Source organism: Hydrogenoanaerobacterium saccharovorans (assembly GCF_003814745.1).
Taxonomy (GTDB): domain Bacteria; phylum Bacillota; class Clostridia; order Oscillospirales; family Ruminococcaceae; genus Hydrogenoanaerobacterium; species Hydrogenoanaerobacterium saccharovorans.
The window spans coordinates 201,169-227,462 of sequence record NZ_RKRD01000003.1 but is presented as its reverse complement, the minus strand read 5'-3'; the positions used below and the strand labels follow the sequence as shown (position 1 = coordinate 227,462).

Genomic DNA, 26,294 nt, shown 5'->3' with positions numbered 1-26,294 from the left:
CGGCATAGCCGGGGGATAATTATTTTATAACGCATGTTCTGCTGTAACAAGCTTGCCGCCTTGCAAGCGCGAGTGCGGCCCATGCCCTCCCAAAACAAGGCAGGGCATACCCTTTTCTTGTTCGGTGCGCTCAATTAAATCTGTTACTTGGCGGCGCATTGCTGTGGCACGCTTGGAATTGATATTTACAGTGGTCATCAAATACGGCGCAAGCGAATTGAATTCGGCGCGCTCAAACGAGAATCCACTGATATTCACTAAAATATCACCCGTGAACATAATATTCTGCTTACGGCATAAAAACACCATTTCACCGTAAAGGTGTCCTCCGCTGCCCTCGAACACTTCAAAATCAAGGTCACCTACCGTAAAGGCACCGATTTTAAGCAGTTCTTCGTGCTCTTGCGGTGTGGTGTCATCATCCAACAGACGAAAGCGACTTGGCTCGGGCGGTTGATAGCTTGTAATGATGCGGCTTAGTTTGCTGTAACCCATGCAGAAAGATTTTTGCTCTCTAAAATCGGGCTGATTTTGATATTGCAACCGCAAACTTTCAGCACTTTTGCGGTTGAGCCAAATTTCTGCATCGGTAATTACACTAAGCAATCCGCAATGGTCAACATCGGCATGGGTGATAAAAATCCGTTTTTTCTTTGTATCCCAGTCGGGGAACAATTTGCGCAGCAGATTTAAAATTTCATGCGCATATACGGCAAACCCTGTATCGATGAGCACCAGCTCGTCTTTTGTCTCCAACACATAAGTATTGCTGCCGCAGGGCGGCTCGATGGTGTGCAGCTTAACAGCAGCACTCATCTGCCTGCAGCTCACATCGGCATTGAACTGATCGCCCTCGTGGCTTTTTATAAATGCAGCAAAGCGCCGAATGTAATCGAACACCTTGTGGGGGTTTTCTCCCTTGTCCTGCAAAAACTGTAAAATGCGGTTTGCCTCCGAAATAAACTCCATCGTGTGCTCTGTGCTGAGATGAAACATTTTTTGCATATCATTTGCAAGACGAATGTAAAAGATGGTATTGTCCAGAATTGTTTCGGATGCATCGTATTGTAAAATATCGATGGGACAATGCTCGCTGATATCATCGAGCAGCAGCTTCACCATCTTGGGGTTTTCTATCAACAGCCCCATGCGGAAGTTTTGATACCCTGAACCGTTTGAACCGGAATTAATGTAGCTGATATTGATATCGTAACGGTCGAGAATTTTTAAAACGGGGTACAGTTCCCCCGACTTATCGGCAATTTGTAATTCAACCATCATCACTCTGGTTTCGGCAAGGCAACTGTTGAGGTAACCAATTGTCTGCAGCTGCTGCGAGATTGCATCCAAATTGCGGCTGTTGCCCTGCACATCGATAAACATCGTATGCAAGTCCACTGCTTTGTTATAACTCACGCGGGTAATGTTGCCGCCGTTTTGCATAATAATTTTACTTGCCAGCAAAAATGCACCTGCTTTGTCCGGCACATTTGTAACATATGTTTTTACAGGGTCGCTTCCGTTTTTCAACCCAATCTGTTTGTTGTTCACAGATGCTGCCCCTTTCATCCTTCTAAATTTCCATGGTACCTATTAAGCTTCTCATTGCCAAAATAGTGCGGCTAATTAAATCATCCAATTCCCACTCAAGCATCTCTGCACCTTTGCTAATAACCTCGCGCGAACATCCGGCAGCAAAAGCGGGAGTTTTATATTTTTTCTTTACCGATTTGAGTTCAAGGTCGCTGACGCTTTTTGATGGGCGCATCAAAGCAACTGCACCGATTAATCCGGTGAGCTCATCGGTGGCGAATAAAATTTTCTCCATGATATGTTGAGGCTGAATATCCACACAAATACCGTAGCCATGGCTTGCTGTGGCACGTATGATACGTTCGTCCAAGTCAAGTTCTTTCATCAGCTCCTGCGATTTAACGCAGTGCTGCTGCGGGAACTGTTCAAAATCCAAATCGTGCAGCAGGCCCACAACGCGCCAAAACTCCTCGTTAGCGGGGTCGTATTCTTTTGCAAACCACCCCATTACGCCGGACACGATTGCAGCATGCTTTAGGTGGAATTCCTCTTTGTTGTAACGTTGTAAAATCTCCTGCGCCTGTTCCATCGTAGGCACAAAACTCATGGCAATCTCTCCTGTTCTGTTATTGAATATTTATAGCTACAGTATAGCATGTTTTGTTATAAAGTAAATAAAATGCCTGTACAAAACGAACGGTGTCGAATCGTACAGGCTGGTATTAACCTATGGTAACAGGAGTTTTGTCAAATGAGAAGTAGACAGGGATGCCATCGGATACAAACTCTTTTGCCTCACCAAGAACAAGCGGGCGAAGATATTCAAGCAAATCATCGGTGATATCGCAGCCGTTTGCTGCAATCCACTCGACTGGCACCTTCTTTTCGAGGTTTGCAACCTGCCCGATTTCTGCACAATCGTAAGCAATCAAATAGGGGTGATTGGATAGGCGCTTACAAATAGCCATTACTCCGGTTTTGCCGTTAACGGCATACTGAACCGCCTCTGCACCAATCCGATTTGCCTCTTTAATATCGGTGCCAGAATAAAGATGAGATGCCGACCGCTGAAGGACGTTCAGTTCTACTGCGCGTACTTTGCAGCCCAAACGTTCACGCACCAAATCCTCAAGGTATTTACCAACCCCCGCAAGATAGCGGTGACCGAATGCATCGGTAAGCCCGCTTTGCGAACTGGCAACATACTCGCCGTTTGCAAGGCGCACGCCCTCCGACACTGCAACAATTATATTTTTTACGGTTTTACCAAGCTCCTGTAATTTTTGCAAAAATGCCTCAGGGTCAAAAACTACTTCGGGCAGGTAGATGAGGTGCGGTGCAGTGCAATCGCCCCTGCGCGCCAGTGCCGAAGCAGCCGTAAGCCAACCTGCATTGCGCCCCATAATCTCTACAATGGTAACGGATGAAACATCATACACTGCACTGTCGCAGGCAATTTCTGCCACACTGGTTGCAATGTATTTAGCGGCTGAACCAAAACCCGGGGTATGGTCGGTACAGGGCAGGTCATTGTCGATGGTTTTAGGGATACCCACACATTTGATATCCTCACCTAAAGATGTAAAATAAGCAGAAAGCTTTTTTACCGTATCCATGGAGTCGTTGCCGCCGATATAAAAGAAATAGCCGATGCCGTAGTGGTGGAACGTCTCCAGAATTTGCTTGTAAACCTCATCGGGAGCTTCGGGGAGTTTATAGCGGCAAGAGCCCAGCGCCATTGCAGGGGTAGCCTGGAGCATTTGAAAATCCTCAACGCTGCGTAAATCTTTACGTAAATCTATGATGTTTTGCTTTAGAACACCCTCTAACCCGTTGAGTGTGCCGTAAATCTCACCTATTTGCTCACATTTCATAGCGCGTTTAATGGCACCGGCAAGAGACGCGTTAATTGCAACGGTAGGGCCGCCCGACTGACCGATTAACATGTTTTTCGACAATGAGGAATACCTCCTGTTTATTTATATATAGCGATAAATCGCAAAAGTTTTTGCATATTCGCCTTTCTTCAACATTATATTACAGTACGTGCTTTTTTGCAATTATTACTCTTTCGCTGCCTACGCATTCTGCCAAGATAAATATAACTGTAAACAGCAGCCAATTTTGATTAATGCTTGTAAATATTTACATCCTCCTCTATAATAAGAGCATTCGATTATACCAAGACAAGGAGTATTACATCTTATGCAATTCAACTATCGACACACTTTGAATGCTTGTTACACAGGTTACATTACACAGGCAATCGTCAACAACCTTGCGCCTATTTTGTTTATTGTTTTTCAGCAGCAGTTCGGCATTTCGTTTGAACAGGTTGGAAGATTAATTTTAATCAATTTTGGTACTCAAATTGTTGCCGACCTACTTGCAGTAAGATATGTGGATAAAATAGGGTACCGCACAGCCGCTGTGTTGGCGCATTTCTTCAGCGTACTGGGTTTGATTGGGCTTGCTGTACTGCCGCAAATTTTTTCGCCGTATACGGGGCTGAATATTGCCGTAATGATTTATGCATTGGGCGGCGGTTTGCTTGAGGTGGTGGTAAGCCCTATTGTAGAATCTTTACCAGGCGAGCAAAAACAATCTGCCATGAGCCTGCTGCACTCGTTTTACTGCTGGGGGCAGGTGTGTGTTGTTTTGATAAGTACCCTGTTGTTGTGGATATTCAGCAGCAGCATTTGGATGTATCTGCCGATTATGTGGGCGATTGTACCGTTTATCAATCTATTTGTATTTTTGAAAGTACCATTAATGCCTCCTATGCCCAAAGAGCATTTGATGCCGCTGAAAAGCTTGCTGAAATCAAAATTCTTTTTAATGGCACTTGTGTTGATGATGTGCGCAGGCGCATCGGAACTGACGATGTCGCAGTGGTCATCTTTATTTGCAGAACGAGGGCTGAAAGTATCTAAAGTTATCGGCGATTTGGCAGGCCCTTGTATGTTTGCGGTACTGATGGGGATTGGGCGCACAATTTACGGTATCTGGGGGCACAAAATCAACCTTAAAAATGCTATGCTGGCAAGTGGTGTGCTTTGCATTTTATGTTATTTTATAACTGTTTTTTCTGCCTTGCCCGTGTTGGGGCTGATAGGGTGTGCCGTTTGCGGCATTTCGGTAAGCCTGATGTGGCCGGGTACCTTCAGCCTGTCCGCCGAAAAATTCTCCCGCGGAGGCACTGCAATGTTTGGTATGCTCGCGGTGTTCGGCGATTTGGGTGCCTCCATAGGCCCGTGGATGGCAGGATTTATCAGTGACGCCGCACAAAATTCGCAAAAAATATTAGAAATTGGCGCAACGCAGCAATTGGACCCCGCACAGCTGGGGTTAAAATGCGGTCTGTTCGCTGCATCGGTCTTCCCCATTCTGCTTGTAATTGGGGTGTTATACTTTCGCAATGCAAAGGTAAAATCACTTTAGCTGCAAAAAAGGAAGAAAGCCGTTTCGGCTTTCTTCCTTTTTATTATGGCAATATTTCTATACACTGCCCGCGATGGCTGAGTTCTGTTACAAGGTTGGCATACTCTGCCGCCTGCGGGTCTGCTTTTAGGCGTGCAACCACCGCATATTCATCGCCAAAATGCATGGGCAAAACAGTTTTGGCACCCACTGTACGCATAAAATAATCCAACCCGCGCAAGTAACTGCCCTCCAGACGAGGGTCAACAGGGATAAAGGCAATATCCACCTGCTCTCCTTGCATCTGGTTAATTTGAGCCTGATATCTTTCTGCCATAGCGGCGTTGTACTGCGAAGTTTCACCCTCCCAATGCCACCAATTGAGGTCACCCGCATGGTAAATGCAAAGCCCGTCCGCTTTGACAAGAAACGCAACACCCATATCGGTGGAATCAAAGGTTTGTACCTGAATATCGCCTAGATCGTAGCATTTGCCCTTGTGCACCATCACCGCATCTTCGCGTGTTCGGATATCACTTGACAGGACATAGCGCACCTTGGGCAGCTGCGCGCGCCACTCGAAAATCACCTTATTAAAATGGTCGTAGTGGCTATGGGATGAAAACACCACAACATCGAAATTCTTGATTTCATCGGGATTGATTACGCCTTCAGCCAAACCGCCGCTCTTGGGCGTATCGAGATAATAATCAAAAATAAAAAAGTGCTCCTCGGTTTGTAAGGCAAACCCGCTGTTGTATAAATACCATATCTTCATTGCCATAAAATATCTCCTATTTTTTATTCTCAGACATCCTTGGTGATAAATACAGGGATTGGCGGATTGTTGGGGCGGTTGTAAAATTGGGTCACCAAAACGGTATACGCGCGGTTATCTATCGTTTTTAAGTATTCGAGCAGTGCATCGCGCTCTTGAAACCCGCTCTCTCCGCCATAATAAATGCAAAGGCTCATGATTCCGCCCTGCTTTAGCAGTTTAAGCCCTTGCTCGATTGCAGCGATGCTGGTTGCGGGCTGTGTGAATATTTTATGGTTTCCTCCCGGCAGCCAGCCAAAATTAAACACAATACAGTCTACTGTTTCATCCTGTGCATATGCCGCCATATTGCTGTGGCTCTCGAGCAGCACTTGGGCAATGTTATCATAGCCTTTTTGGGTGATAAACTCCCTTGTGCTTTTTACCGCATCCTCTTGAATGTCAAATGCAAGCACCTTGCCCGTTTTGCCTACCAACCCGCATAAAAACGCAGTATCACCGCCTCTTCCGGCGGTTGCATCGATACAAAATCCGCCTGGCTTTACGTGCTCGGCAATAAATTTATGTGCTAACCCCAGAGTATTCAAGCCCATTGTTGTTCCCCTATCGTTGAAATTCTATACTAAATATTACCGTCTTATTATATCATAAACGCAAAGTGTTTTGATATCATTGGCGATGTGCGGCTTTGCCGGTAGGCAAATTTCGCACCGCATATCAGAATAAACAGAATAACCGTGCAACGAATGCAGCAGGCATCTGCTTCTCGCTAAAAACTCTGATTTTTCGTACTCTGAGGTTATTATATCACGCATTTTTGCAGAATACAAAATTGCAATTGCTTATTACAATTTCATCACCGCAAGCAGTAGCAACAGTGCACCGCTGAGCCAAGAGAGATTGAGATTTAATTTTTGAGCAATCTTGTTGCCTAAAAAGCACCCAACTTCAACTGCTAATGTGCCCAAAATCAAAGAGAAAAACACCACCTGCGTTATGCTCACGTCGGCAAGCCCCGCACCAAAACCAACCGCAAGCCCATCGAGCGATAACGCAACCGCAAGCGATGCCGCTTCAGCCGGAGAGAGCAGCCTGGAGCAATCGCGGTCTGCATCTTCAGGGTCGGCATAGATACTCAGGATGCAGCGAAGCTGAAATACCGAGAAGTTGAACTCTTTGTTGATGCCATTGTGTTTGCGGATACATGATTTTATGGAGCTGTCAAACAGCTTGGCAACCCCCAGCAAGAGTAAGATGACAAAGCAGATTGCTTTTGTAACAGCCTCGGAGATAAATGGACGCAGCACTGCCCCCAAAATAAGGGTAACAGCCAAAATAAAACTGCATATTACATTGATGACAACAACAGAACGAAACGGGATTTTGATATGGTTCGTACCATAAGCAAAGCTTGCTACAAACGCATCCACCGACAGCTCCGTAACAAGCAAGATTGCCTCAAAAACAGAATAAACAGAAAAAATCAAAGGACAACACCGCCTTTTGCAGACTATTCCATCCTATTCTGCATCCGGCGGCGGTGACACAAAAAAGCCCCACTGCTTGGCTCTTAGGCAAACAGTGGAGCTTATCTAATCCGTATTCAATAAAACAAAGTGATTTTTTGAAAATTCCAGCAGTCCTTCATCCCTCATATTGCTTAATTCTCGTGACAATGCACTGCGCTCGACACAAAGATAATCGGCAAGCTGCTGCCTTGAAAAAGGGATATCGAAGCGATTACTTTGCTTTTGTGCCCTTTGCAGCTCTAAGTAAGCGAGCACTTTTTCGCGCGTAGTGCGTTTTGAAACTATATCAATCCGTGAGTTGAGCAGCATATTCTTTTGTGCAAGCAAACGCAGCATGTTCTCAATCAGCCTGCTGTGGAATACGCAAGCGGATGAACAGGTTGTAATAATACGCCTGTAATCAATCTGCAACACATCACACTCTGTGTTTGCAACCACAATAACCGGGCTTTTTTCAATGCCTGCACAGGCAAAAGTTTCTGCAAATAAGTCTCCTGTCCCAAGCTCTGTCAGAATCATACTGTTACCTTGCACATCTTCTTTCAGCACCTGAACCGAGCCGGAAAGCACAATCCCCACCCAAGAGACGGTATCTCCCGCCATCAGCAGGAACTGCCCCTTTTTATATTGTGCGTATTTTGCATTTAGGCACTTCAGCAGCGACTCCAGCTCATGGTCTTCAAAGCGATAAAACAAAGGCAGTTTTTCAAGCAGTTGGTAATATTTTTTCATGCTTCCACCACCTGTGCATATTTTTTGCCGATGTTCTCAATCAACTCGAGTTTTTGTGCTTTCGTAAGCTGTTTGATAGCATATTCCCGCTTCATCGCCTCTGATTTAGTGGTATATTCTTCACTGTACACAAGCTCTACGGGGAGATGCGCTTTGGTGTATTTTGCACCTTTGCCCGCATTGTGTGCTTTTATTCTTTTTTCCAAGTCATTTGTCCACCCGGTGTACAGGGTGCCATCACTGCAAAGCAATATATAAACACAGTTGTTTTTCTTGTCCATAAGATATCCTTTTATTTTGTCATTTTTTATCATTATAAGCCATGGATCCCCCTAAAGTCCAGCTTTGCTTACGCTTTATTCTGTCTGCAAATCGCGCATAGCGGGGTTGCCGATAAGTTTACCCTTATAATCAAAACGCGAACCATGACAGGGGCAATCCCATGTCAGTTCATCAGGGTTCCATTCCAGCTGGCAGCCAAGATGCGTGCACTTGGTGGATACCACGAATACTTCGCCCTGCTCGTTTTTATATACCCCAACCTTTTCGCCCTCGTATTCCACGATACCGCCATGCCCCTTTTCCAGTTGCTCTAATTCGGCGGCGGGAACAGAAAGCAGCTGCGACGATAGCCCCGACACCGCTTGCGCAGTATCTTTCATCAAATTGCCTATGGATGCGTTCACTTTAAAACGCTGCGGGGAGAAAACCTCTGCATTTGGGTTCTCTTTGCCGATAATTTGGTCAGCAAGCAGCGTAGCGGCAACCATACTACTGGTCATCCCCCATTTTTTAAAACCTGTTGCAACGAATAAATTGGGGGTGGTTGCGGAATAACTGCCGATGTACGGCACACCATCAAGCGGAATGCAATCTTGTGCTGACCACTGATAGCGTATGGTTGCCTGAGGGAAAAAATCTTTTGCAGCCGCTTGCAGATGTTCGTAGCAACCGCCTGCTCTGTTTTTGCCTGTTCGGTGCCCTGCACCGCCAAGAAACAGCAAATCGTCGTAATTGCGAAAAGAATAGCCATCTTCATCCGCATCAATGTACATTCCATCCAGTTGAGGGGCATTTTCAAGGGCAACTACATAAGAGCGCTCTTGATGCAGGCGCATAAAATAATAACCGGGGACATTAATAAACGGGTAATGGGTTGCAACAACAATATTTTTCGCCAATATCTTTCCGTTATCGGTTATTACTGTATTGTCTTTTACTTCGCGTACCATCGTGTGTTCGTAAATCGTCAGGTCACTTGCAATATCTTTTAAAAATTCCAGCGGGTTAAATTGTGCCTGATTGGGGAATTTTACTGCACCGCGTACACCAAACGGCAAATCGGTGTGGGTGGTAAACTCTGCTTTTATCCCTAATCTGTTTGCCGCATCCACCTCTTTTTGGATGCGTTCGGCGTTATCAAGTGAGTATACATACGCAGGACGTTGCTCGAAATGGCACGAAATGCCCCGTTGTTCAATTATTTTTTGGTACTGCCTTACCGCCTGCATATTTGCCTGCGCATATTGCCCTGCCTGCTCTTCGCCAAAGTCTGTGATGAGTGTGTCGTATATCAGGTTGTGCTGTGTGGTAATCTTTGCAGTCGTGTTTTTTGTTACTCCGCTTGCAATTTCGTTTGCCTCAAGTACTACGGTGGAGACCCCTTGTTGATTTAAAAAATAGGCAGTTAAGATTCCTGCCATCCCTGCACCGATAACAACTGTATCTGCTTTTAAGTCGCCGTTGAGTGCCTGGTATTTCGGAAGTTTGCATCTTGCGCTCCATACGGATTCCATAATATCACCTCCGGTATAGTTTTCCACTTTATAATCAATATAAACAAAAAGCTGCCTAATCATTTGATTCAGGCAGCTTTTCTTTTATTACCGGAGTATTTTTACTCGTTCAGTGAGGGGCACAAACTGCTTTTCGTCCGGTGCAGCGGTTGGTGTACCAAAAGGCATTTGTGCAATCAACTTCCAGCTATCAGGCAAACCGAACGTTGCTTTTACCTCATCGTCGATAAGAGGATTATAGTGCTGAAGGGTAGCACCCAGTCCCTCTGCTTCAAGCTGACACCAAATTGCAAACTGAAGCATACCGTTTGCCTGCTGTGCCCATATAGGGAAGTTGTCTTTGTAAAGCTCAAACTGTGCGGCAAAACCATTGGTAACCGCTGTGTCATCAAAGTACAAAACCGTTCCGTACCCCGCCGCAAAGCTGTCTATTTTTGCTTTTGTAGCTTCAAAATGTTCGGCAGGTACTAATTTTCGTAAAGTTTCCATTGCAATGCCCCATAACTTTTTATGGTTTTCGCCGAACAAAACGGCAACCCTTGCACTTTGGCTGTGAAACGCCGATGGGGTATGTTTTACCGAAGCTTCAATGATATCAATAATGTGTTCATCTGAAATCGTGCTTTCTCCTTTAATGGCATAGATGGAACGCCTATCTTGCATTATTTCTCGAAAGGTTTTACTCATAAAATTCACTCCTTTTATACTTTTTATGTAGTTCTATTTATATTATACAATTTAAGTCTACTTACAATTTTAGTATAGCACATCTCTAAAAGATGTCAATCTTTTATTATATGAGCCATTAATCTTTTCATTGTTTAAAAATAATCTAACATATATAAATACAAGCTGAATCCAACAAGAGGACTGACATTTCTGTCAGCCCTCTTGCTTTTTCGTCTATTTTAGTTTTTCCCATTCTGACGGTTTAAAACCCACCAAAATAAAATTATCGCCCACCACAATTGGGCGTTTTACCAACATGCCGTTTGTTGCAAGTAGAATAAGCTGTTCCTGCTCGCTCATAGCCGGCAATTTATCTTTGAGTGCCAGGCTTTTATATAAAAGCCCGCTTGTGTTAAAAAATTTTTTAAGCGGCAAACCGCTTTTATCCAGCCATGTTTTCAGTTCTGCAGCAGTAGGGTTTTGCTCTGCAATGTGGCGGTCATTGTAAGAAATCCCGTTGTCGTCCAGCCATTTTTTTGCTTTTTGGCAGGTACTGCACTTCGGGTATTGCAAAAAAAGATAGCTCATTTGGTTTTCTCCTTTACTTTAGGCAGTACAGTACGCAGATATACCATATCTTTGCACTGTACACCATTTTCAAAAATGGGGTTGGAATAATGTTGTGTAAAAAAGTTAGGAACGGTGTGGGAATATTCAAAACCAAGCCCTTGATAATACCGAATTGTTGTGTCGACTGCGTTAGATGTTCCGACAAGCATTTCATCAAAACGTTCACCATAAAGTTCCATCACATAGCGCATCAACCGCGTTGCATACCCCTGCCCTTGGCAGTGCTCTGCCGTTGCAAGGTTTTTGAGTTCGCATACCATTGAGGAGATTTCGGCTACCACACAAACGCTCACCGCTGTTTTGTCTTGGAACAGCACAAACAATTCACCATCTTCAAGATAACGGTCTATCATAGCTTCATCAGGGTCGGCAAGCAGCAACAAATTAAGATAGCGCTTTTTATTTTCTTTTATATTACATATTTTAATCATCGTTCGCCTCCTGCTGCTGATATTTCCAACCGGCATCATTGTCGTAAATCATCAAATGGGTCATACCGCCATCTACCGTGATGCTTTCACCGTTGATAAATCCGCTGTCACTATGGCAGAGAAACATTGCTACACGCGCAATATCGTAAGGGTTGCCCACTCTGCCGGAAGGATGTTGGGCGGTATCACTTTGCGTATAGCAAGGTTGGTACTCTTCATCGTAATATGCGCCTGTATCAATCCAACCCGGGCAGATGGCATTTACCCGTACTTTGTGTGATAAGCTGACAGCCAGCGCATGCGTCAGCGCTGAAATACCACCTTTTGCAGCAGTATAGCTTTCGGTGTCCGCCTGCGACATTGTTGCGCGGGTAGACGAGATGTTTACAATTGCCGCTTGCAGATTGAAATACGGTAAAAAAAGCTTCGCCAGCAGATAAGGGGCAGTAACGCCTACCCGCAGAACATAGTTAAAATCTTCGTAACCGCACCCGCTCAAAATACCTTTGCGGCTGATACAGGCATTGTTGATGAGATAATCTACTTTACCGAATTTTGCAACGACAGCCGACGTAAAATCTTGCAGAACCGCTTCTTCGGCAATATCCCCACAGAAAAACAAAGCATTGCATCCATGTGCGGTAAGCCATTTTAAATTTTGCTGCCCTGCCTGTTCATCAACATCAATAAATGCAATGCTCGCTTGCATTTTTGAAAACTCGCGGGTAATACATCGCCCAATACCCAGTGCACCTCCGGTAACCACACAAACTTTACCTTTAAAATCCATCTGTCTCATCCTGTCCACTTTTTCAGTACTATTGATTTCCACTTTTCTGCCCAAAGTATAACATAACCTATTGCCACAAACAAGGCACATCAATTGCAGAAAATATTATTCCGTTGCTTTTGCAACAGACTAAGGCAACTCTTTCTTTTATACTAAATACATCCACAAACGAAAAAGTTATGAAAAGAGGTAAAAAATTATGCCAGATATGTTTTGTTTTCAATGTGAGCAAACAGCAGGCGGTACCGGATGCCAGGGACGTGCCGGTGTGTGCGGTAAAAAGGCAAACACAGCCACTTTACAGGATGAGCTAACCGGTGCGTTAATTGGTTTGGCAAGAACTGCTATGAACAGCACCCCCACTGCTGAAACCCACAAAACCGTGATTGAGGGCCTGTTTACCACAATAACCAACGTGAGTTTTGATGATGAAGCCATTGAGTGCCAAATTGCAAAAACAGAAGCCGCCAAACAAGCTATGGCACCGCAATGTTCTTCTTGTGCATCAAAATGCGTTCGCAACGACAATTACGATATGCAGAACCTGTGGACGGATAACGAAGATATCCGCTCGTTGAAATCGCTGATTTTGTTTGGTATCCGTGGCATGGCAGCTTACGCTTATCATGCTTTGGTGTTGGGTTACACCGATGATGAAGTGAACCTGTTCTTTTATAAAGCACTTGCTGCGATCGGTGAAGAACTGGATGCAGACACCCTGCTTGCGTTGGTAATGGAGACGGGTAACGTAAACTTGAAATGCATGGAGCTGCTTGACCGCGCCAATACCGAAACTTACGGCACACCCGAGCCGACCAAGGTTACTATGAATATAGAGGCAGGGCCGTTTATTGTTGTAAGCGGGCATGACCTTTACGACTTACATCTTCTTTTGGAACAAACCAAAGGCAAAGGGATTAATATCTACACACACGGCGAAATGCTGCCCGCTCATGCTTACCCTGCACTCAAGGCTTACCCGCATCTCAAGGGCAACTTTGGTACCGCATGGCAAAACCAGCAGAAGGAATTTGATGGTTTGCCCGCACCCGTTTTGTTTACAACCAACTGCCTGATGCCTGTAAAACAAAGCTACAGCGACCGCATATTTACAACAGAGGTAGTAGCTTACCCCGAGATGGTACACATCGACGAGGATAAAGATTTCACCCCTGTTATCAACAAAGCGCTTGAACTCGGCGGCTACCGCGAATTGCACCCGATGACAGGCATCAACGGCGGCGATACACTCACTACCGGCTTTGCACGAGGCACGGTACTGTCGGTTGCAGACAAGGTAATCGATGCCGTTAAAGCGGGGGCAATTAAGCATTTCTTCCTTGTAGGCGGATGTGATGGTGCACGCCCCGGCAGAAATTATTACACCGACTTTGTTAAACAAACCCCAAAAGATACCATTATTCTCACCCTTGCCTGCGGCAAATACCGCTTTAACGACTTGGATTTGGGCGAAATCGGCGGGTTACCGCGCATTATGGATATGGGCCAGTGCAACGATGCTTACAGCGCCATTCAGGTTGCAATTGCTCTTGCAGGTGCATTTGAATGCGGAGTAAATGAGCTACCGCTTACTTTGGTGCTTTCGTGGTACGAGCAAAAAGCAGTTTGTATCTTGCTTTCTCTGCTGGCACTCGGCATAAAAAACATCTACCTCGGCCCCACACTCCCCGCATTTGTCTCCCCCAATATTCTAAATGTTTTGGTAGAGAAATTTGGAATCTCTCCTATATCTACTCCTGAGGCAGATCTTAAAAAAATACTGGGATAATAACAAAACTCCATGAGGTATACGCTCATGGAGTTTTTTATTTGAAATGATATAATTATTTTTGTTTTTTACTTCGCGCAAGCTTGCAGGCTTTGATGGCATCTTCCACTGTTACGGTCGCTACCAGAAAACGGTTATTGTGGCAGAAGTGCAGGGTTTCAATCCCCGTCAGGCTTTTTAGTTCTTCTGCCGTTTTTCCTGCCCACTCCTGCGGGAATTCATATTTCAAAGCGTTGTCATCATCATCTGAGGGAACGCCCTGCGCGCTGTAACCGCCGCGTTGTGAGGGATACACCACAAACTCGGCTTTTGACGGTACAAGCACCATTTTCCAAGGTGCAAATTTGGGCAGAACCACAATGTTGTCCTCTGCATGTTCAAGTGCATCCTTTACCAATTGTCGTGCTCTTTGAATGCTGCGAATGCTCTCCAGTTTTTTGTCCAATATTACTTTAGCAAATTCCACTGCTTCTAAAAAGCAATTGTCCACGTCCTCATCTGAATCCCAGCTTGGGTTGAATAAGCCAATGATGGCTGCCACAGCATTTCCGCCGCCCAAGTTGTCATCCTGATCGAGCGGCTGTATAAAACGTTCATCAAAGCGTGCGGCTTCTTCGGTGCCCACCAAACTTTCGCCGAATTCGCGCCACAGCAACCCAAACGCGGCATAAGGCACACCATTTTCTCTCACTGGTGCGTCTGCCTGATGATGATCGTATTCTCCCCAACCGATATCGTAGACAATTCCATCAAAACCCTGCGGTACTTCAAAAGCACGGATAATTTTAATTTCAGGGTTCAGTGTTTTGAGCAGCGCAGTTGAAAACACATCATCCGCGTGAAATTTACCCCCGTGGGTGATTGCAGTATTGGTTATTTTTTTCATTTCATACTCATTTCTTTCTTGTTTTATAGCAATAAAAAACTATCTATACCATATTTTTCGGCATTGCATGCCTTGATTATTCGTACAACACAAAAAATCAGCAGGCAACAGTGTGCCTGCCGGTAAACATAGAATATTATTCTGTTTAAACGGTTTTAATCTATCATACGCCCATTGAAATAAGCTGTGCTTTGCCCTGTAAGGTATATTCGCCCATACCCGCAGGCAGAAAAACGGTATCGCCCTTGATGAGTTGTAATGCGGTTTGTTCGGTTTTTAATACCACATTGCCTTCGGCGCAAAACAACCCTACAAAAGAGCCGTCATCGACATCCAAAATGCACTCACCATCAAGTTCCATTCGCTCGGCTTTAAAATAACGGCAATCTGCCAGTGTAGCGATGGTACAGCCGCCCACAGTGCGCTGGGGATAACTGCTGTTGGTTACTTGGTATGCATCGGTTTTTGTTACATCCAACGCTTTATCGATATGCAAAGGGCGCGGTTTGCCGTCTGCACCCAATCTACCGTAATCGTACACGCGATAAGTGGTGTTGGAGTTCTGCTGAATTTCGGCGATAACAATGCCTTTTCCAATACCATGCAGCGTACCGGACTCAATAAAGAAGACGTCCCCTTTTTTAACAGGTACATAATTTACAACATCCAAAATGGTATTGTCGGCAATATTTTCGCGGAACTCTTGTTTGGTAATGCTTTTTTTAAACCCGTGTATCAATTTGGCACCCGGCTCGCAATCCAATACAATCCACATTTCGGTTTTGCCGTATTCGTGTTCTACACGCAGGGCATATTCATCGTTTGGGTGTACCTGCAGCGACAAGTCGCCTTTTGCGTCAATCAGTTTAAACAAAATGGGGAAATAAGCAAATTCTGCCCCACGCGTACCCACTGCCTCGGGGTGTTTTTTGATATAATCGCTTAATGTTGTACCGTCAGGCAGGATGGAGTTACCGTCTTTATGGCAGGAAAGCTCCCAGCTTTCCGCAAGCGGTACCATATCGGTTTTTTTGTTGTAATCGGTTTTGAGGCGTTCGCCGCCCCATAAATAATCTACAAATGCGGGTGAAAGCTTCATTGGTTGCATATGCATTCCTCATCCTTTAATAATTTGTATACAGCGCCTTTTTAATAATTCTGCATTATACTCTATTTATATTATAATTCTCTGTGCGAAAAACTGCAAGCCAAGTAGAAAAAGCGGTTAAAAAAATTCAACCGCTTTTGATTTCTATTAAGTATGTGCATAGAAGCGAACAGCATAAAAGAAAGGAATACACACCCACAGCATTTGAAAAGATGCTGCCGATGGGACGAACTTTTGAGCAAGCAGTACAGCAAAAAAGGTTATCAAAAAATAGAAAAACACGGTATTAAACAGGTTTTTTGCTGTAGATACCCGATGTTTTTTTACCGTATACCAAAGCAATAACACAGTAACAAGAGAACTGCCGATTGCTTTAGCCGCCAACTGGATAAGTAAAATAGCAGGTTTTTCTTTTTTCATGTACAGCATTTGCAATGTATGCTGTTTGTTTTGCATAAACAGCCTCTGCCAAAACTCAAAATCGGACCAACGTGTTGGTACCATAGACTGTGGAAATGAAAAACGAAGCCCAGACACCAAAAAGTAAACAGTGAGAATAACGGCGCCTACCAAAAGATAGAACAAGAACCGTACGGGCATTTCGCGATAACGGTATGCTTCGCGCAACATAATAAGCAGCAGTGCCGCGGCTAAAATCCAAGCAGGCAACGCTGCAAAAAAAGCTGCTGCTCCACTGTACGTCCCATTATCTTCTACAATAAAATCGGTCAAGTTGTAGCGGCTTGCAAATTCTTCTGCGGCACGCTTGGGGTATGCCGATTGGGATACATCCAGCGAAATTTTAGAAAATACAACGTCAGACAAGGCATCGGCTTGTATTACTAAAGTTGCCTCAGATGAAGCAAATACATTGCGCACAATGTAGGTTTTATTTTCATATTGCAACCGATAACCTGCCGCTTTATAGGTGCCAAAAATATTATATGCTGTTTCCTTATCCAAAAGGCAGCCTGCTGTGTCCCCCGCCGAAAGGGATTGAACAACAGGGAAAACCAGCTTTGTGTCACCGAAAACCGTTACCACATCGGCAGTTGCAACGCGCACATACTCACTGTGGCGAATTGTTTGATGGTCGGTTTGCTGCCACGCGGTAAAATTAATGTTATTATTGGCGCCAGCTTCTGTGGTACGCATTTTATTTACATCAGAAAAATTCAGCGATGCGTTACAATGAATTACTGCGGTACCTTTAACTACCGAAAGCACACTGTTAAAGGAGCATGAAAGTGCCCATAAGAGCACCGCTAAAAACAATACCCCCAAGCGCAGAGCTGCGGAAGAAACTCCGCGCAGACCTGTCATGACGTTTGCAGGCGAACTCGGTCGCCTGCATGGATGGCTTTGTTGCTTGAAACAATCACGGGGTCATTGGAATCGAGCAAGCCCGATACTGCTGCGCTTTCTTCGTTACTATCGTCTACCGTAACATTGATGCGTTCGGCTGTAAGTTCTTTACCCAGTACTGTTTCGCTTTCACGCAGAACCAAAACATATTTGTCAATACCCGAGCCTCTCAATGCGGTAAGCGGAACCTGAGTGGGGTAGTTTTTGGTTTTCTTAATCACCTGCATTTCTGCCCACATACCTAGCTCACCCGAACCCGCGGGGAGCAGTACAGAAACCTTAGAGGCAGTGTTTTTATCTTCGCCTGAACGGACGCTTTCTACCGTCAGCCCGGTAATCGGTGTTTGTACCCCTGATAAGCTGATTTTTGCACTGTCTCCGCGCGCAATATATTTAAGCTTGGATGTTTCGATTTCACCTGTAAACCGTAAGCCTGCACTCTGTTGGGTAATCAGCATTGCGGCAGAATCAGCGGTTTTGTTTCCTGCTTCCACCTCAACCTTGCTCACGATAGCATCAACAGGCGCGGTGATTTCTCCGTTGATGCCGATGAGGTTTTTTAGTTTGGTTTGCGTAATCTGCTCGAGACGGTAGTCGATCGCGACCAGTTTTGCCTGAATATCGGCAGTTTTAGCGTCGTCCAGCGCACGTTTGGCAGCAAGTAAATCATTGGTTTGTTTGTTTAGTGCATCGTTGAATGCACGTTGTTTTGAGTGATAATTCTCTTTAAGCGCGCGGTATTCTCTCATGATATCATAGTCCGCATCCTCAGGCGGAATGTAGTCGTTGCCGTTCCAACCGGCAATAACATCTTCATAGGCGTCTTTATAACGGTACATCTCTTTTTTAGCGGCGTTTTTATCCGACTCTGCTCGCAGCACATCTTGATCGGTGTTATCTACCGCAACATCAAAATCTTCTTTGGCACGTTCTTCGCCCAAAGATGCAGTACGGCGGTAGTTTTCAAGCTGCAGGCTGAGTTTTTGCTGTTGCAGCTGTGTTACTAACAGTTTTTCTTTCAGTTCCTCGATATCCAGTGTAAATAATACATCTCCTGCCGCCACCTTTGCACCCTCATCTACCTGCACACTTTGTACAAGTACCTCAGGGAATGTAACCACAGGCAATTCGGCACCTGCCTCTAGTTTGCCGTTTGCAGTAATGGTATGGATAATCGCGCCTTGTTTGGGCTTTTCTGCCTCAACAACTGCGACGGTGAGCGAATCTGCCGTGCGCGAAAGCACCGTGCACAAAATCATCAATGCGAAAAAACCCGCCATCCATCGCAGCGCTTTTGCTTTTATGGTTCGTGAGCGTTCTTTATCTGTTTTATAATTCAGCAGTTGCATTAGTTTCATCATAATATCCTCTTATAGTCGCATTGTAATGTACATTGGTTACTCTTTTACACTCGCTGCAATAATGCCCTGTTCAAGATAGCTTTGCCCATATAAAAATACCAGTATAGCGGGGATAAGCATCACCACCGAGGCGGCAAGTGCCAGCCCTGCTTTATCTGCGGTAATGTTGGGCAAATAAAGCGATAAGGGCCACAAAGTTTTATTGCGCAAAAAGGTAAGCGGCTGCTCGATAAGGCTCCAGTATTCGAGAAAGCCAAGCACCAGTGCAGAGAGAATGCCGGGGGCACCCAGCGGTACACCCATATACAAAAAGATTTGCAATTTGTTTGCTCCGTCCAGTGCCGCCGACTCGATAACCGCGTTTGGAATACTGCAAAAAAAGCGGTGCATGATGAATACGGGGAACGTAGAAAACACTGCGGGCAGGATAATTGCAGCGTGGGTATCCAAAAGGCTGAAACGGTCCAAAACAAGGTAACTTGAAACCATCATTACTTGAAAAGGCATCAGCATAAGTACCACATATAAAGTAAATAAAAAGTTTTTGAACGGAAACCTATATTGCGCAAAGCCCCATGCTGCAGGCACCGCCACCAAAAACTGACCTGCAAGAATGCAAAGTGTCAGTTTCACCGAATTCCAAAACATCACAAAAAACTGCGGTGAATCGAGCAAAAGTTCAATATACGGGCGCAGTGTAGGGAATTGGGGTAATAGTCTCCAAGAAGCGTAGCCCGAAGAATCGGTAAGTATAGGAGCCAAATTTTCGGTAAGTTCCACTACTCCCATAAAAGAACCGCCCGCCAAAAAGAGCAGCGGCATCCACACCAGCACGGCAAGCAGGGCAGGTAAAAGCAATGTTACAGCCGATTTTTTCATTCACATTTTTCCTCCCATGCGCGGCGCAGCAATAAAATGAGCCCCATTATAATCAGTGCCGTCAGTACTGCGGCGGCAGAAAGTTTATCCATTTGCAAATCGCGAAACCAGTTGTTGAATAAATGCTGCAATAAATACATACTGCTGTGTGGATAATCGCCCGCAACAAGGTAAGCCTCGCGAAACACCTTAAAGGAATTGAGAAACGACAGTACCGTAATGGTGTATAGCGATGGCAGTAAATTGGGCATAGTAATCCGCGTAAAAACCTTCCATGTGTTTGCTCCGTCTACCGCTGCAGCCTCGTAAATAGACGGAGATATAGAGGACAGCCCTGCAAGCCACAAAACAATGTCGTAACCGAGGTTCTTCCACAAATAGCTTGCTACCAGTACCCAGAATGCCCAGCCGCTGTTCATCCAGTCGATTGCCTGCCCACCAAAACGAACCACGAGTGCCGACAGCAGCCCTTTGCTGTGGAACACCACCCGCCACAGTAGCACCACCGACGCTACAGGGATTGCCAAGGGAATGAGAAATGTGGTTTTAAAAAGCGCAGCACGTTCTGCCTGATGGTACAAAATGAGCGCAACCAGAAGTGATAAACCGATAAGCAATGGCATACAGATGCCTACAAAGCGCAGAGTGTTGCCTGCCGCAAGCTGAAATGCCTTGTTGGTAAAAACGGTAACATAATTTTGCAACCCTACAAACTCACCGCTCATAGCACCACAAAACGAACGGCGCACCACATCTATAAACGGGATCAGCACAAAAATGCTGACCCCGATCAAGCTTGGTACTAAAAATAAAAACTCTGTAAGGCTTTTGCCTTTTTTGCAGTGTTCCATTGTCTTACTCCGCAAGGTAAAGCTTCATCTTTTCAGTAACGGCGGTAACGGTGCTTTCGAGCGACTTTGCCCCTGTGAAATAATCTTTTGTTTCATCGACTAAGATTTGCTGTAAAACCGCATCTACCGTGCAAGGGGTGTTTAAATTGCGGATGGTATTGAGCATATCTTTCATATAAGCGTCACTTGGCCAAATAACTTGCAGCTCCATCATTTCTTGAATATTTCCATTTTCGTCCTTAAAAGATGATGTATACACCATACCGTCATCATTTGGCGGGTAGGGGTTTTTCGCACCCTTTTCGAACGATGCACTATTGACAGGAAAACCATCGAAAAAATTATTATCTTGAATTTGCTCGGATAAAACGAGATTTAAAAATTGAATTGCTTTTTGCTGTTGTGCACTGTTTGCATTGATACCTAAAACCGTTTGGGGTACATAGACATTGTCTGTTTGCCCGGGCAGCGGAGCAAGTTTACCTTGCCCCTTATCACGGATAGCGGCTTCGGGTGCGGCAATATCATTGTGGCTTTGCAAGGTGCCAATGTTTAATTGTATTGCATTATATTTCCAATCCATAGCGTCATATCTTATCTCAAACTGTTTTTCATTACTGTACTCATTTTGAACTTCCGTATCACTTATCTTTTTCATCTGTTTTATAAAATCGGATAATGCATCTGCCCGAATTGTACCGTCTTGCGCAAACCATGCCGGTGCACAACCGGGGTAAAACTGACGAATTAATGTTTCGGGGTAGGTACTGGCAAGCACACGTTGTTTGTTGGCATCGATTTTCGCATTCACAAGATAGTCTGTAAGCGTATCTAAATTGTGGATAGATGCAAATGCACTATCATCCCCTTGCATAACGGGAACGCCAAAGCGCGCAGGTATTGCAGGCAATTTGCCATCATCAAGTTGAAAGGTTTTTGCCACATTCGGCAGATACTCGCCTTTTGCAATGGGCTCGTTTACGAGATTACCGAGATCGAGCAATACACCTTTTTGAATATAAGACTCTATCGGCATTCCGTCCAGCACCAGAAAATCGGGGCCTTTGCCCGCAAGCAGCTCGGTAGAGAGCGAACGCAGTGCATCGGATGCCGTAACCGCATCGCTGCCGGTGAGCCCTACGGTGTAAGAAACATGCACATCGGGGTTTGCCCTTTGATAAAGCCCCATTGCCTGACGTATGGTTTTGTTGTTTTGGAGTGAATATACTTTGAGTTCTGTGGTAGGGACAGTGGGTACATCTTTTGAGTAGCTGTAATTTAGCAGAACATACCCCTCATCCCCTTGGGAAAGCACCAAAATGTCACCGCTTTTTTGTACAATCATATTTCTGCGGGTAAGAGAGGGCATATTTAAAGAAGTAAGCTCACCATCTACCACTTTTTCAAACACGTTACCATCCAGTAAACGGCGGTAAATACCGGTATTATCGCACAGATACAACGCCTTATTATCATCACTTACTGTTATTAGCCGCTCTGCATCGCCGAGCGAATCTGCATCCGCATTATCAGCTGAAATTGGTATGGTTGCAAGGTTTTTTCCCGTTTCAAGGTCGAATAAAACAACCGAGTCCCCATCGGGTTGTACAAGGGTGTTGCCAAACACCAAATAGTTTTCCAACTGCCGAACGCTATTGGGAGTAAAGGTGTTTTTTATTTTCATCGTATTCGGATCGACTTGATTTAAGCTAAAGTAATTGTAGAATACATAATCGCCATTATCGGCAACCTTTATATTACTGATACTTGCCATGCTTTCATCTTTGGGCAGTTGTTTTTCAGAAGCGCTTGCTTTGCCTGCTGCATCAACCACCATAAAAAATTGTTTGCTCTGCGGCTCTTCCTGCGGTTGTTCCCCTTTTTTCACCATCTCTATAACTTCTGCAGGGTATTCTAAATACGCAATATGCAGGCTGCCGTCTTTTGCGTAATCGGCACCTTGAATAACGGCATTGTCCAGTTCAGAAATCCATGGGGTATCTTTTTTTGTCCAGGTTTTTCCGCCATCGGCAGAAGTAAAAATGCTCCACGGGCCCAGGGCTGTATCGGGGTTGGAGTTGCATAACAGCTCAATGACGCCGTCATCCCTTTGCTTAAACATCTGTACATAACCGATATTCTCGGGCAATTCATACTCCTCTTCGATGTACCGCCCCATGGCAGCATCGCCCGAGGGCACACCGTCTTGCTTTGGTGACAGTTTACTTTTACAGCTTGACGTTGTCAGCAGCACAACCAATGCCAGTAAACCTGCGGCAATCCTTTTATAAGTTTTTATCATTGTATCGTCCTCCAAAATATATCATAATAGTTTAACAGTTTTTACTTTACCATACAAATCTCTAAGCATTCTTTAAAGCATTCATTCTTGAGAAAGTTTTAAGATTTGTGTGATATAATGAGAGTTATGTTAGACAATGGGGTGACAGAAATGCGTATTTTGATGATAGAAGACGACGATAAGCTGTGCGACGCGGTTTGCTTTCAGTTGGAGCGTAAAGGATTTACGGTGGATGTATGCCACGATGGCGACGATGGGCTGCGCTGGATTCGCGAACGCGTGCATGATTTGATTTTACTCGACCGAATGCTGCCCGTAATGGATGGAATCACCGTTTTAAAAAAAGCACGTGCAGAGGGTATATCTACGCCTGTACTTCTGATAACAGCGTTGGGTGATGTTTTTCAGCGCGTGGAGGGATTGGATGCCGGTGCAGACGATTACTTAGTAAAACCATTTGCTATGGAAGAACTGTTGGCTCGCATTCGTGCTATGAGCCGCCGCCCCCACCAGTGGGAAGGTGCAAAACCGCTGGAATTTGGGGATATCTCCTACGAAGGCACTGAAAAATGCCTGCATGGCGTAAAGGGCGATTGCTCACTCAGCAAACGTGAGGGAGATTTGCTGGAAATGCTTCTAAAAAACCCCAACCAAACCTTACCTCGTACCGTTTTGCTCTCACGCGTTTGGGGGCCGGATGCGGGAGTAGAGGAAGGCAACCTTGATAACTACATCCATTTTTTACGGCGCAGGCTGAAAGCGGCAGGCAGTACGCTGCAAATTAAAACAGTACGCGGTGTGGGGTACCGCCTGGAGGATGCCGATGTTTAAACAATTACAGCTGCGCCTTACCTTTGTTTGTACTGCAATCACAGGGGTAATTTTGATTGCAATGGCATGCGGCTCTCTTGCAATTGCAGAGCAGCACCTGGCACAGCGCGGACAAATTTCGTTTAAAAGTGATGTGAATGCCATACTGTATCACATCGGCAGCCAAAACGTGCTGGATCATGCATGGCTTGCACAAACCGAAACAAGCAGCCGCTTGATGATTGATGTAAGAGACAACGGCAAACCTTTGCTTTACAACGGAACTTGGGACGTTGAAAACAGGCAAACTATGGCACAAAAGGCGCGCGAAACCGCGTTGCAGCAGTATGGGCTAAACGTTTCTGTTGCTCCGGATACTCGGGTGCAAACACAAACAGCCATTTTCACACTAACCGACATTACCGGTAACGAGTATTATTCAGCCTCCGCAGTAGTGCCTGTAGCCAAAGGCTGGGTGGGGCTTACTGTTGTTAAATCAAAGCACGACGAACAGGTTCAGGTTGAAAACCTGCGTTGGATGTTTGGGGGATTGGTTTTTCTTGCTGTTGTGCTTCTCACTGTTTTTGCTTGGTTTTTTACTGCATGGGCAGTAAAACCTGTAGAAGAAAGCCGCCGCAAGCAAATAGAATTTGTATCTGCGGCATCGCATGAGCTGCGTTCTCCGTTGGCAGTGATACAAACAAGCATCTCTGCCATGCAGCAGGCAACCCCCGAACGCGCACAGCATTTTGCCAGTGCCATTACCGAAGAATGCGTTCGCATGTCCCGCCTCATTGGGGATATGCTTACGCTTGCAAGTGCTGATAATAGCACTTGGTCTTTGCACAAAGAACAAGTGGATTTAGAAACTCTCCTGCTTACCGCATCGGAGCATTTTGAGCAGATTGCTGCTAAAAAAGCAATTGCTCTGTCTGTAGTACTGCCCGATGACCCCTTGCCCAAATGCCGCTGTGACCGTCAGCGCATGGGGCAGGTGCTCGCTGTACTAATGGATAATGCGGTAAGCTATACACCCAAAGGAGGCCACATCGAACTTTCTGCTGAACTTTACCACAGGGGAATACAACTGAAAGTTGCCGACAACGGTGTTGGCATACCAGATGAACACAAGGCGCATATATTTGACCGTTTTTACCGCGCAGATGCATCCCGCAGCAAAAAAGAGCATTATGGGCTTGGATTGTGTGTTGCGAAAGAAATTGTAAATTTACATCATGGCATGCTGATCATTGCAGATACCCCCGGCGGCGGGGCTACGTTTATTCTCACACTGCCATGCGAAACATAGAAAGAGGCTTGAGCGAAATGCTCAAGCCTCTTTCTACGCTTTAAAATACAATTTTATTTAGGTCTCCACCTAATTTATCCCACTCATCACCCACAAGCCCCACCATAAGGTAACGGTCATTGGCTGCATCGTAGGGGAACTCTTTGAGCAATGTAAACTGCCCAATTTCGCCCGTGCTGCGCACATGCATGCGCGGCCCTGTGCAGTGGTGGCGGTCTTCTCCAATCAGAATATGTTCTTCGTCCAAATAAGAAATTGATATGTCCTGCGCAATGGCATCGCATACCTGCTGCTGCAAGCTTTCCAAATCAATGTCGGGCTTATCGTTAAAACCCAGTACAAAACCATGCTTTACATCATCGTGCACATACTTGCCTTTAAATTTTTTGAGGATAAAGTATTCGCAAAGGTCTTCGGCAGTATGTGCCATTTTGCGGTAATGGATGGATTTAAAAACAATTTCGGCAAGGTCCTGCGGTACCGGACCAAACAGGTTGGGGCGGGTGATGATAATTTCTTCGCCCACACCGATAAGGAGATGTGCGTTGCGCTTAATAAACGGGTAAACCAGTTCGAAGTGCTCTACAACCACTCGCTTGCCCTTGGCATTTGCTTCAACGATGGCATCTGCTAGCACATGCATTTGCGTAAAAGCCGATTCAAAGCGGATGTCTACATGGTAGGTGTGCGCACTGTAAAAACCGCCTTCATCCAAATGTAGTATGGGCAGTGGGCGTACATTTACCCCCTCATCGTCGTTTGAAAGCTCAAGGCCGGGGAACATGCCTTTTACAAGCATACTTTTACCCGAGCCCGCTTCGCCGATGATGCCAATAAGACGGTCGAACGGGCTGAGGTACTGCTGTGCAATCTGCATGCCAAGGTCTGCCATGCGAACATTACCGCGCGGTGCGAAAAACACGCTGTATAAATGGTTCTTTTGCATTCGAAGCGAGTAGGACATCGTTTCACTCCTTATAATTCACCCGTTTACCAGTGCTTACCAATCAAATTCCAACCCCAAAAGCGGGGCATGCTGCTGTGCGCCGTAAACATCAGTCTCACCCAAATCGCCCGAACAGATGGGGCGCTTAATGGTGATTTTAATTGCTTTTGCAGGGGTAAATTCAATGATATTGATAATTTTATCGGGTGTAATACGGTAAAGATCACACACCACTTTTTCGTTGATAATTTTTTCTGCACAAGCCCTGTGAAAGCTCTCAAAATCTTTAAACATAATGTCAAGAGTCAGCTCATAGGGGCCGGAATTTTTGCTGCGGATGATGTCGGTAATATCCGTAAGCTTTGTTTTCATTGCGATCT

General features: G+C 45.2%; 26 protein-coding genes. 4 read left to right on the top strand and 22 right to left on the bottom strand.

All coding sequences use genetic code 11. The annotated features are described in order from the left end of the window. Positions 1-24: 24 nt before the first annotated feature. The 3 genes from EDD70_RS13340 to EDD70_RS13330 all read right to left on the bottom strand — a co-directional run bounded on the left by EDD70_RS13340 (position 25) and on the right by EDD70_RS13330 (position 3,491). On the bottom strand, positions 25-1,551 hold the full coding sequence (locus EDD70_RS13340) for an MBL fold metallo-hydrolase (protein ID WP_242943182.1): 1,527 nt from the start codon (positions 1,549-1,551) through the stop codon (positions 25-27). Between the two features lie 22 nt (positions 1,552-1,573). Beyond that, a complete protein-coding gene (locus tag EDD70_RS13335; protein ID WP_092756180.1) occupies positions 1,574-2,140 on the bottom strand; it encodes a hydrolase in 567 nt (188 codons plus the stop codon). Between the two features lie 115 nt (positions 2,141-2,255). After that, positions 2,256-3,491, bottom strand: a complete 1,236-nt coding sequence (locus tag EDD70_RS13330; RefSeq protein WP_242943181.1) for a 6-phosphofructokinase — start codon at positions 3,489-3,491, stop codon at positions 2,256-2,258. A 247-nt stretch (positions 3,492-3,738) separates the two neighbouring features. Here EDD70_RS13330 and EDD70_RS13325 point away from each other — a divergent pair, with 247 nt between their 5' ends. Continuing rightward, positions 3,739-4,974 carry an MFS transporter gene (locus EDD70_RS13325; protein WP_092756178.1) on the top strand — a complete coding sequence of 412 codons (1,236 nt, stop codon included), beginning with the start codon at positions 3,739-3,741 and terminating at the stop codon, positions 4,972-4,974. Positions 4,975-5,017: 43 nt separating this feature from the next. Here the strand turns inward: EDD70_RS13325 and EDD70_RS13320 are convergent, their stop codons facing one another. The 10 genes from EDD70_RS13320 to EDD70_RS13275 form a co-directional block, all read right to left on the bottom strand. Beyond that, a complete protein-coding gene (locus EDD70_RS13320; protein ID WP_092756176.1) occupies positions 5,018-5,737 on the bottom strand; it encodes an MBL fold metallo-hydrolase in 720 nt (239 codons plus the stop codon). A gap of 23 nt (positions 5,738-5,760) precedes the next feature. Further along, positions 5,761-6,324, bottom strand: coding sequence for a tRNA 5-(aminomethyl)-2-thiouridylate-methyltransferase MnmM (mnmM, locus tag EDD70_RS13315; protein WP_092756174.1), 564 nt, complete (start codon positions 6,322-6,324; stop codon positions 5,761-5,763). Between the two features lie 252 nt (positions 6,325-6,576). Then, positions 6,577-7,218, bottom strand: coding sequence for a sporulation membrane protein YtaF (gene ytaF, locus EDD70_RS13310; RefSeq protein ID WP_242943180.1), 642 nt, complete (start codon positions 7,216-7,218; stop codon positions 6,577-6,579). 105 nt (positions 7,219-7,323) lie between these two features. Next, positions 7,324-7,992, bottom strand: coding sequence for a Crp/Fnr family transcriptional regulator (locus EDD70_RS13305; protein WP_092756172.1), 669 nt, complete (start codon positions 7,990-7,992; stop codon positions 7,324-7,326). Then, positions 7,989-8,306: a GIY-YIG nuclease family protein gene (locus EDD70_RS13300; protein ID WP_242943179.1), complete on the bottom strand. Its 318-nt coding sequence runs from the start codon at positions 8,304-8,306 to the stop codon at positions 7,989-7,991. Before EDD70_RS13300 ends, EDD70_RS13305 begins: the two co-directional genes overlap by 4 nt. A gap of 42 nt (positions 8,307-8,348) precedes the next feature. Next, positions 8,349-9,788, bottom strand: coding sequence for an FAD-dependent oxidoreductase (locus EDD70_RS13295; protein WP_092756295.1), 1,440 nt, complete (start codon positions 9,786-9,788; stop codon positions 8,349-8,351). An 87-nt stretch (positions 9,789-9,875) separates the two neighbouring features. Then, positions 9,876-10,475 carry a nitroreductase family protein gene (locus EDD70_RS13290; protein ID WP_092756170.1) on the bottom strand — a complete coding sequence of 200 codons (600 nt, stop codon included), beginning with the start codon at positions 10,473-10,475 and terminating at the stop codon, positions 9,876-9,878. A 216-nt stretch (positions 10,476-10,691) separates the two neighbouring features. After that, entirely contained in the window at positions 10,692-11,045 is a 354-nt protein-coding gene (locus EDD70_RS13285; RefSeq protein WP_092756168.1) for an arsenate reductase family protein, read from the bottom strand. Continuing rightward, entirely contained in the window at positions 11,042-11,518 is a 477-nt protein-coding gene (locus EDD70_RS13280) for a GNAT family N-acetyltransferase (RefSeq protein ID WP_242943178.1), read from the bottom strand. Before EDD70_RS13280 ends, EDD70_RS13285 begins: the two co-directional genes overlap by 4 nt. Continuing rightward, the gene (locus EDD70_RS13275; RefSeq protein WP_092756166.1) at positions 11,511-12,308 is read right to left on the bottom strand and encodes an SDR family oxidoreductase; all 798 of its coding nucleotides are present in this window, start codon (positions 12,306-12,308) and stop codon (positions 11,511-11,513) included. Before EDD70_RS13275 ends, EDD70_RS13280 begins: the two co-directional genes overlap by 8 nt. Positions 12,309-12,507: 199 nt before the next feature. Here EDD70_RS13275 and hcp point away from each other — a divergent pair, with 199 nt between their 5' ends. Then, positions 12,508-14,097: a hydroxylamine reductase gene (gene hcp / locus EDD70_RS13270; RefSeq protein ID WP_092756164.1), complete on the top strand. Its 1,590-nt coding sequence runs from the start codon at positions 12,508-12,510 to the stop codon at positions 14,095-14,097. Positions 14,098-14,152: 55 nt separating this feature from the next. Here the strand turns inward: hcp and EDD70_RS13265 are convergent, their stop codons facing one another. The 7 genes from EDD70_RS13265 to EDD70_RS13235 form a co-directional block, all read right to left on the bottom strand. Continuing rightward, a complete protein-coding gene (locus tag EDD70_RS13265; RefSeq protein ID WP_092756162.1) occupies positions 14,153-14,983 on the bottom strand; it encodes an MYG1 family protein in 831 nt (276 codons plus the stop codon). A 163-nt stretch (positions 14,984-15,146) separates the two neighbouring features. Further along, positions 15,147-16,091: a type I phosphomannose isomerase catalytic subunit gene (locus EDD70_RS13260; RefSeq protein ID WP_092756160.1), complete on the bottom strand. Its 945-nt coding sequence runs from the start codon at positions 16,089-16,091 to the stop codon at positions 15,147-15,149. Between the two features lie 147 nt (positions 16,092-16,238). Beyond that, complete coding sequence (locus tag EDD70_RS13255) at positions 16,239-17,414, bottom strand: hypothetical protein (protein WP_092756158.1); 1,176 nt, start codon at positions 17,412-17,414, stop codon at positions 16,239-16,241. Next, a complete protein-coding gene (locus tag EDD70_RS13250; protein ID WP_123811060.1) occupies positions 17,411-18,817 on the bottom strand; it encodes an efflux RND transporter periplasmic adaptor subunit in 1,407 nt (468 codons plus the stop codon). The genes EDD70_RS13255 and EDD70_RS13250 overlap by 4 nt, the downstream gene beginning before the upstream one ends. 36 nt (positions 18,818-18,853) lie before the next feature. Then, positions 18,854-19,696: a carbohydrate ABC transporter permease gene (locus EDD70_RS13245; protein WP_092756154.1), complete on the bottom strand. Its 843-nt coding sequence runs from the start codon at positions 19,694-19,696 to the stop codon at positions 18,854-18,856. Then, entirely contained in the window at positions 19,693-20,547 is an 855-nt protein-coding gene (locus EDD70_RS13240) for a carbohydrate ABC transporter permease (RefSeq protein ID WP_092756152.1), read from the bottom strand. The genes EDD70_RS13245 and EDD70_RS13240 overlap by 4 nt, the downstream gene beginning before the upstream one ends. 4 nt (positions 20,548-20,551) lie before the next feature. Further along, positions 20,552-22,849 (bottom strand): ABC transporter substrate-binding protein, encoded by a 2,298-nt coding sequence (locus EDD70_RS13235; protein WP_092756150.1) that lies wholly within the window; start codon positions 22,847-22,849, stop codon positions 20,552-20,554. Between the two features lie 150 nt (positions 22,850-22,999). Here EDD70_RS13235 and EDD70_RS13230 point away from each other — a divergent pair, with 150 nt between their 5' ends. After that, on the top strand, positions 23,000-23,680 hold the full coding sequence (locus EDD70_RS13230) for a response regulator transcription factor (protein WP_092756148.1): 681 nt from the start codon (positions 23,000-23,002) through the stop codon (positions 23,678-23,680). Next, positions 23,673-24,968: a sensor histidine kinase gene (locus EDD70_RS13225; RefSeq protein ID WP_162840935.1), complete on the top strand. Its 1,296-nt coding sequence runs from the start codon at positions 23,673-23,675 to the stop codon at positions 24,966-24,968. Before EDD70_RS13230 ends, EDD70_RS13225 begins: the two co-directional genes overlap by 8 nt. A gap of 40 nt (positions 24,969-25,008) precedes the next feature. Here the strand turns inward: EDD70_RS13225 and EDD70_RS13220 are convergent, their stop codons facing one another. Both EDD70_RS13220 and EDD70_RS13215 read right to left on the bottom strand, forming a co-directional pair. Continuing rightward, positions 25,009-25,932 carry an alanine-tRNA synthetase second additional domain-containing protein gene (locus tag EDD70_RS13220; RefSeq protein WP_092756144.1) on the bottom strand — a complete coding sequence of 308 codons (924 nt, stop codon included), beginning with the start codon at positions 25,930-25,932 and terminating at the stop codon, positions 25,009-25,011. A 36-nt stretch (positions 25,933-25,968) separates the two neighbouring features. Next, positions 25,969-26,286, bottom strand: coding sequence for a DUF4387 domain-containing protein (locus tag EDD70_RS13215; protein WP_092756142.1), 318 nt, complete (start codon positions 26,284-26,286; stop codon positions 25,969-25,971). Positions 26,287-26,294 lie beyond the last annotated feature (8 nt).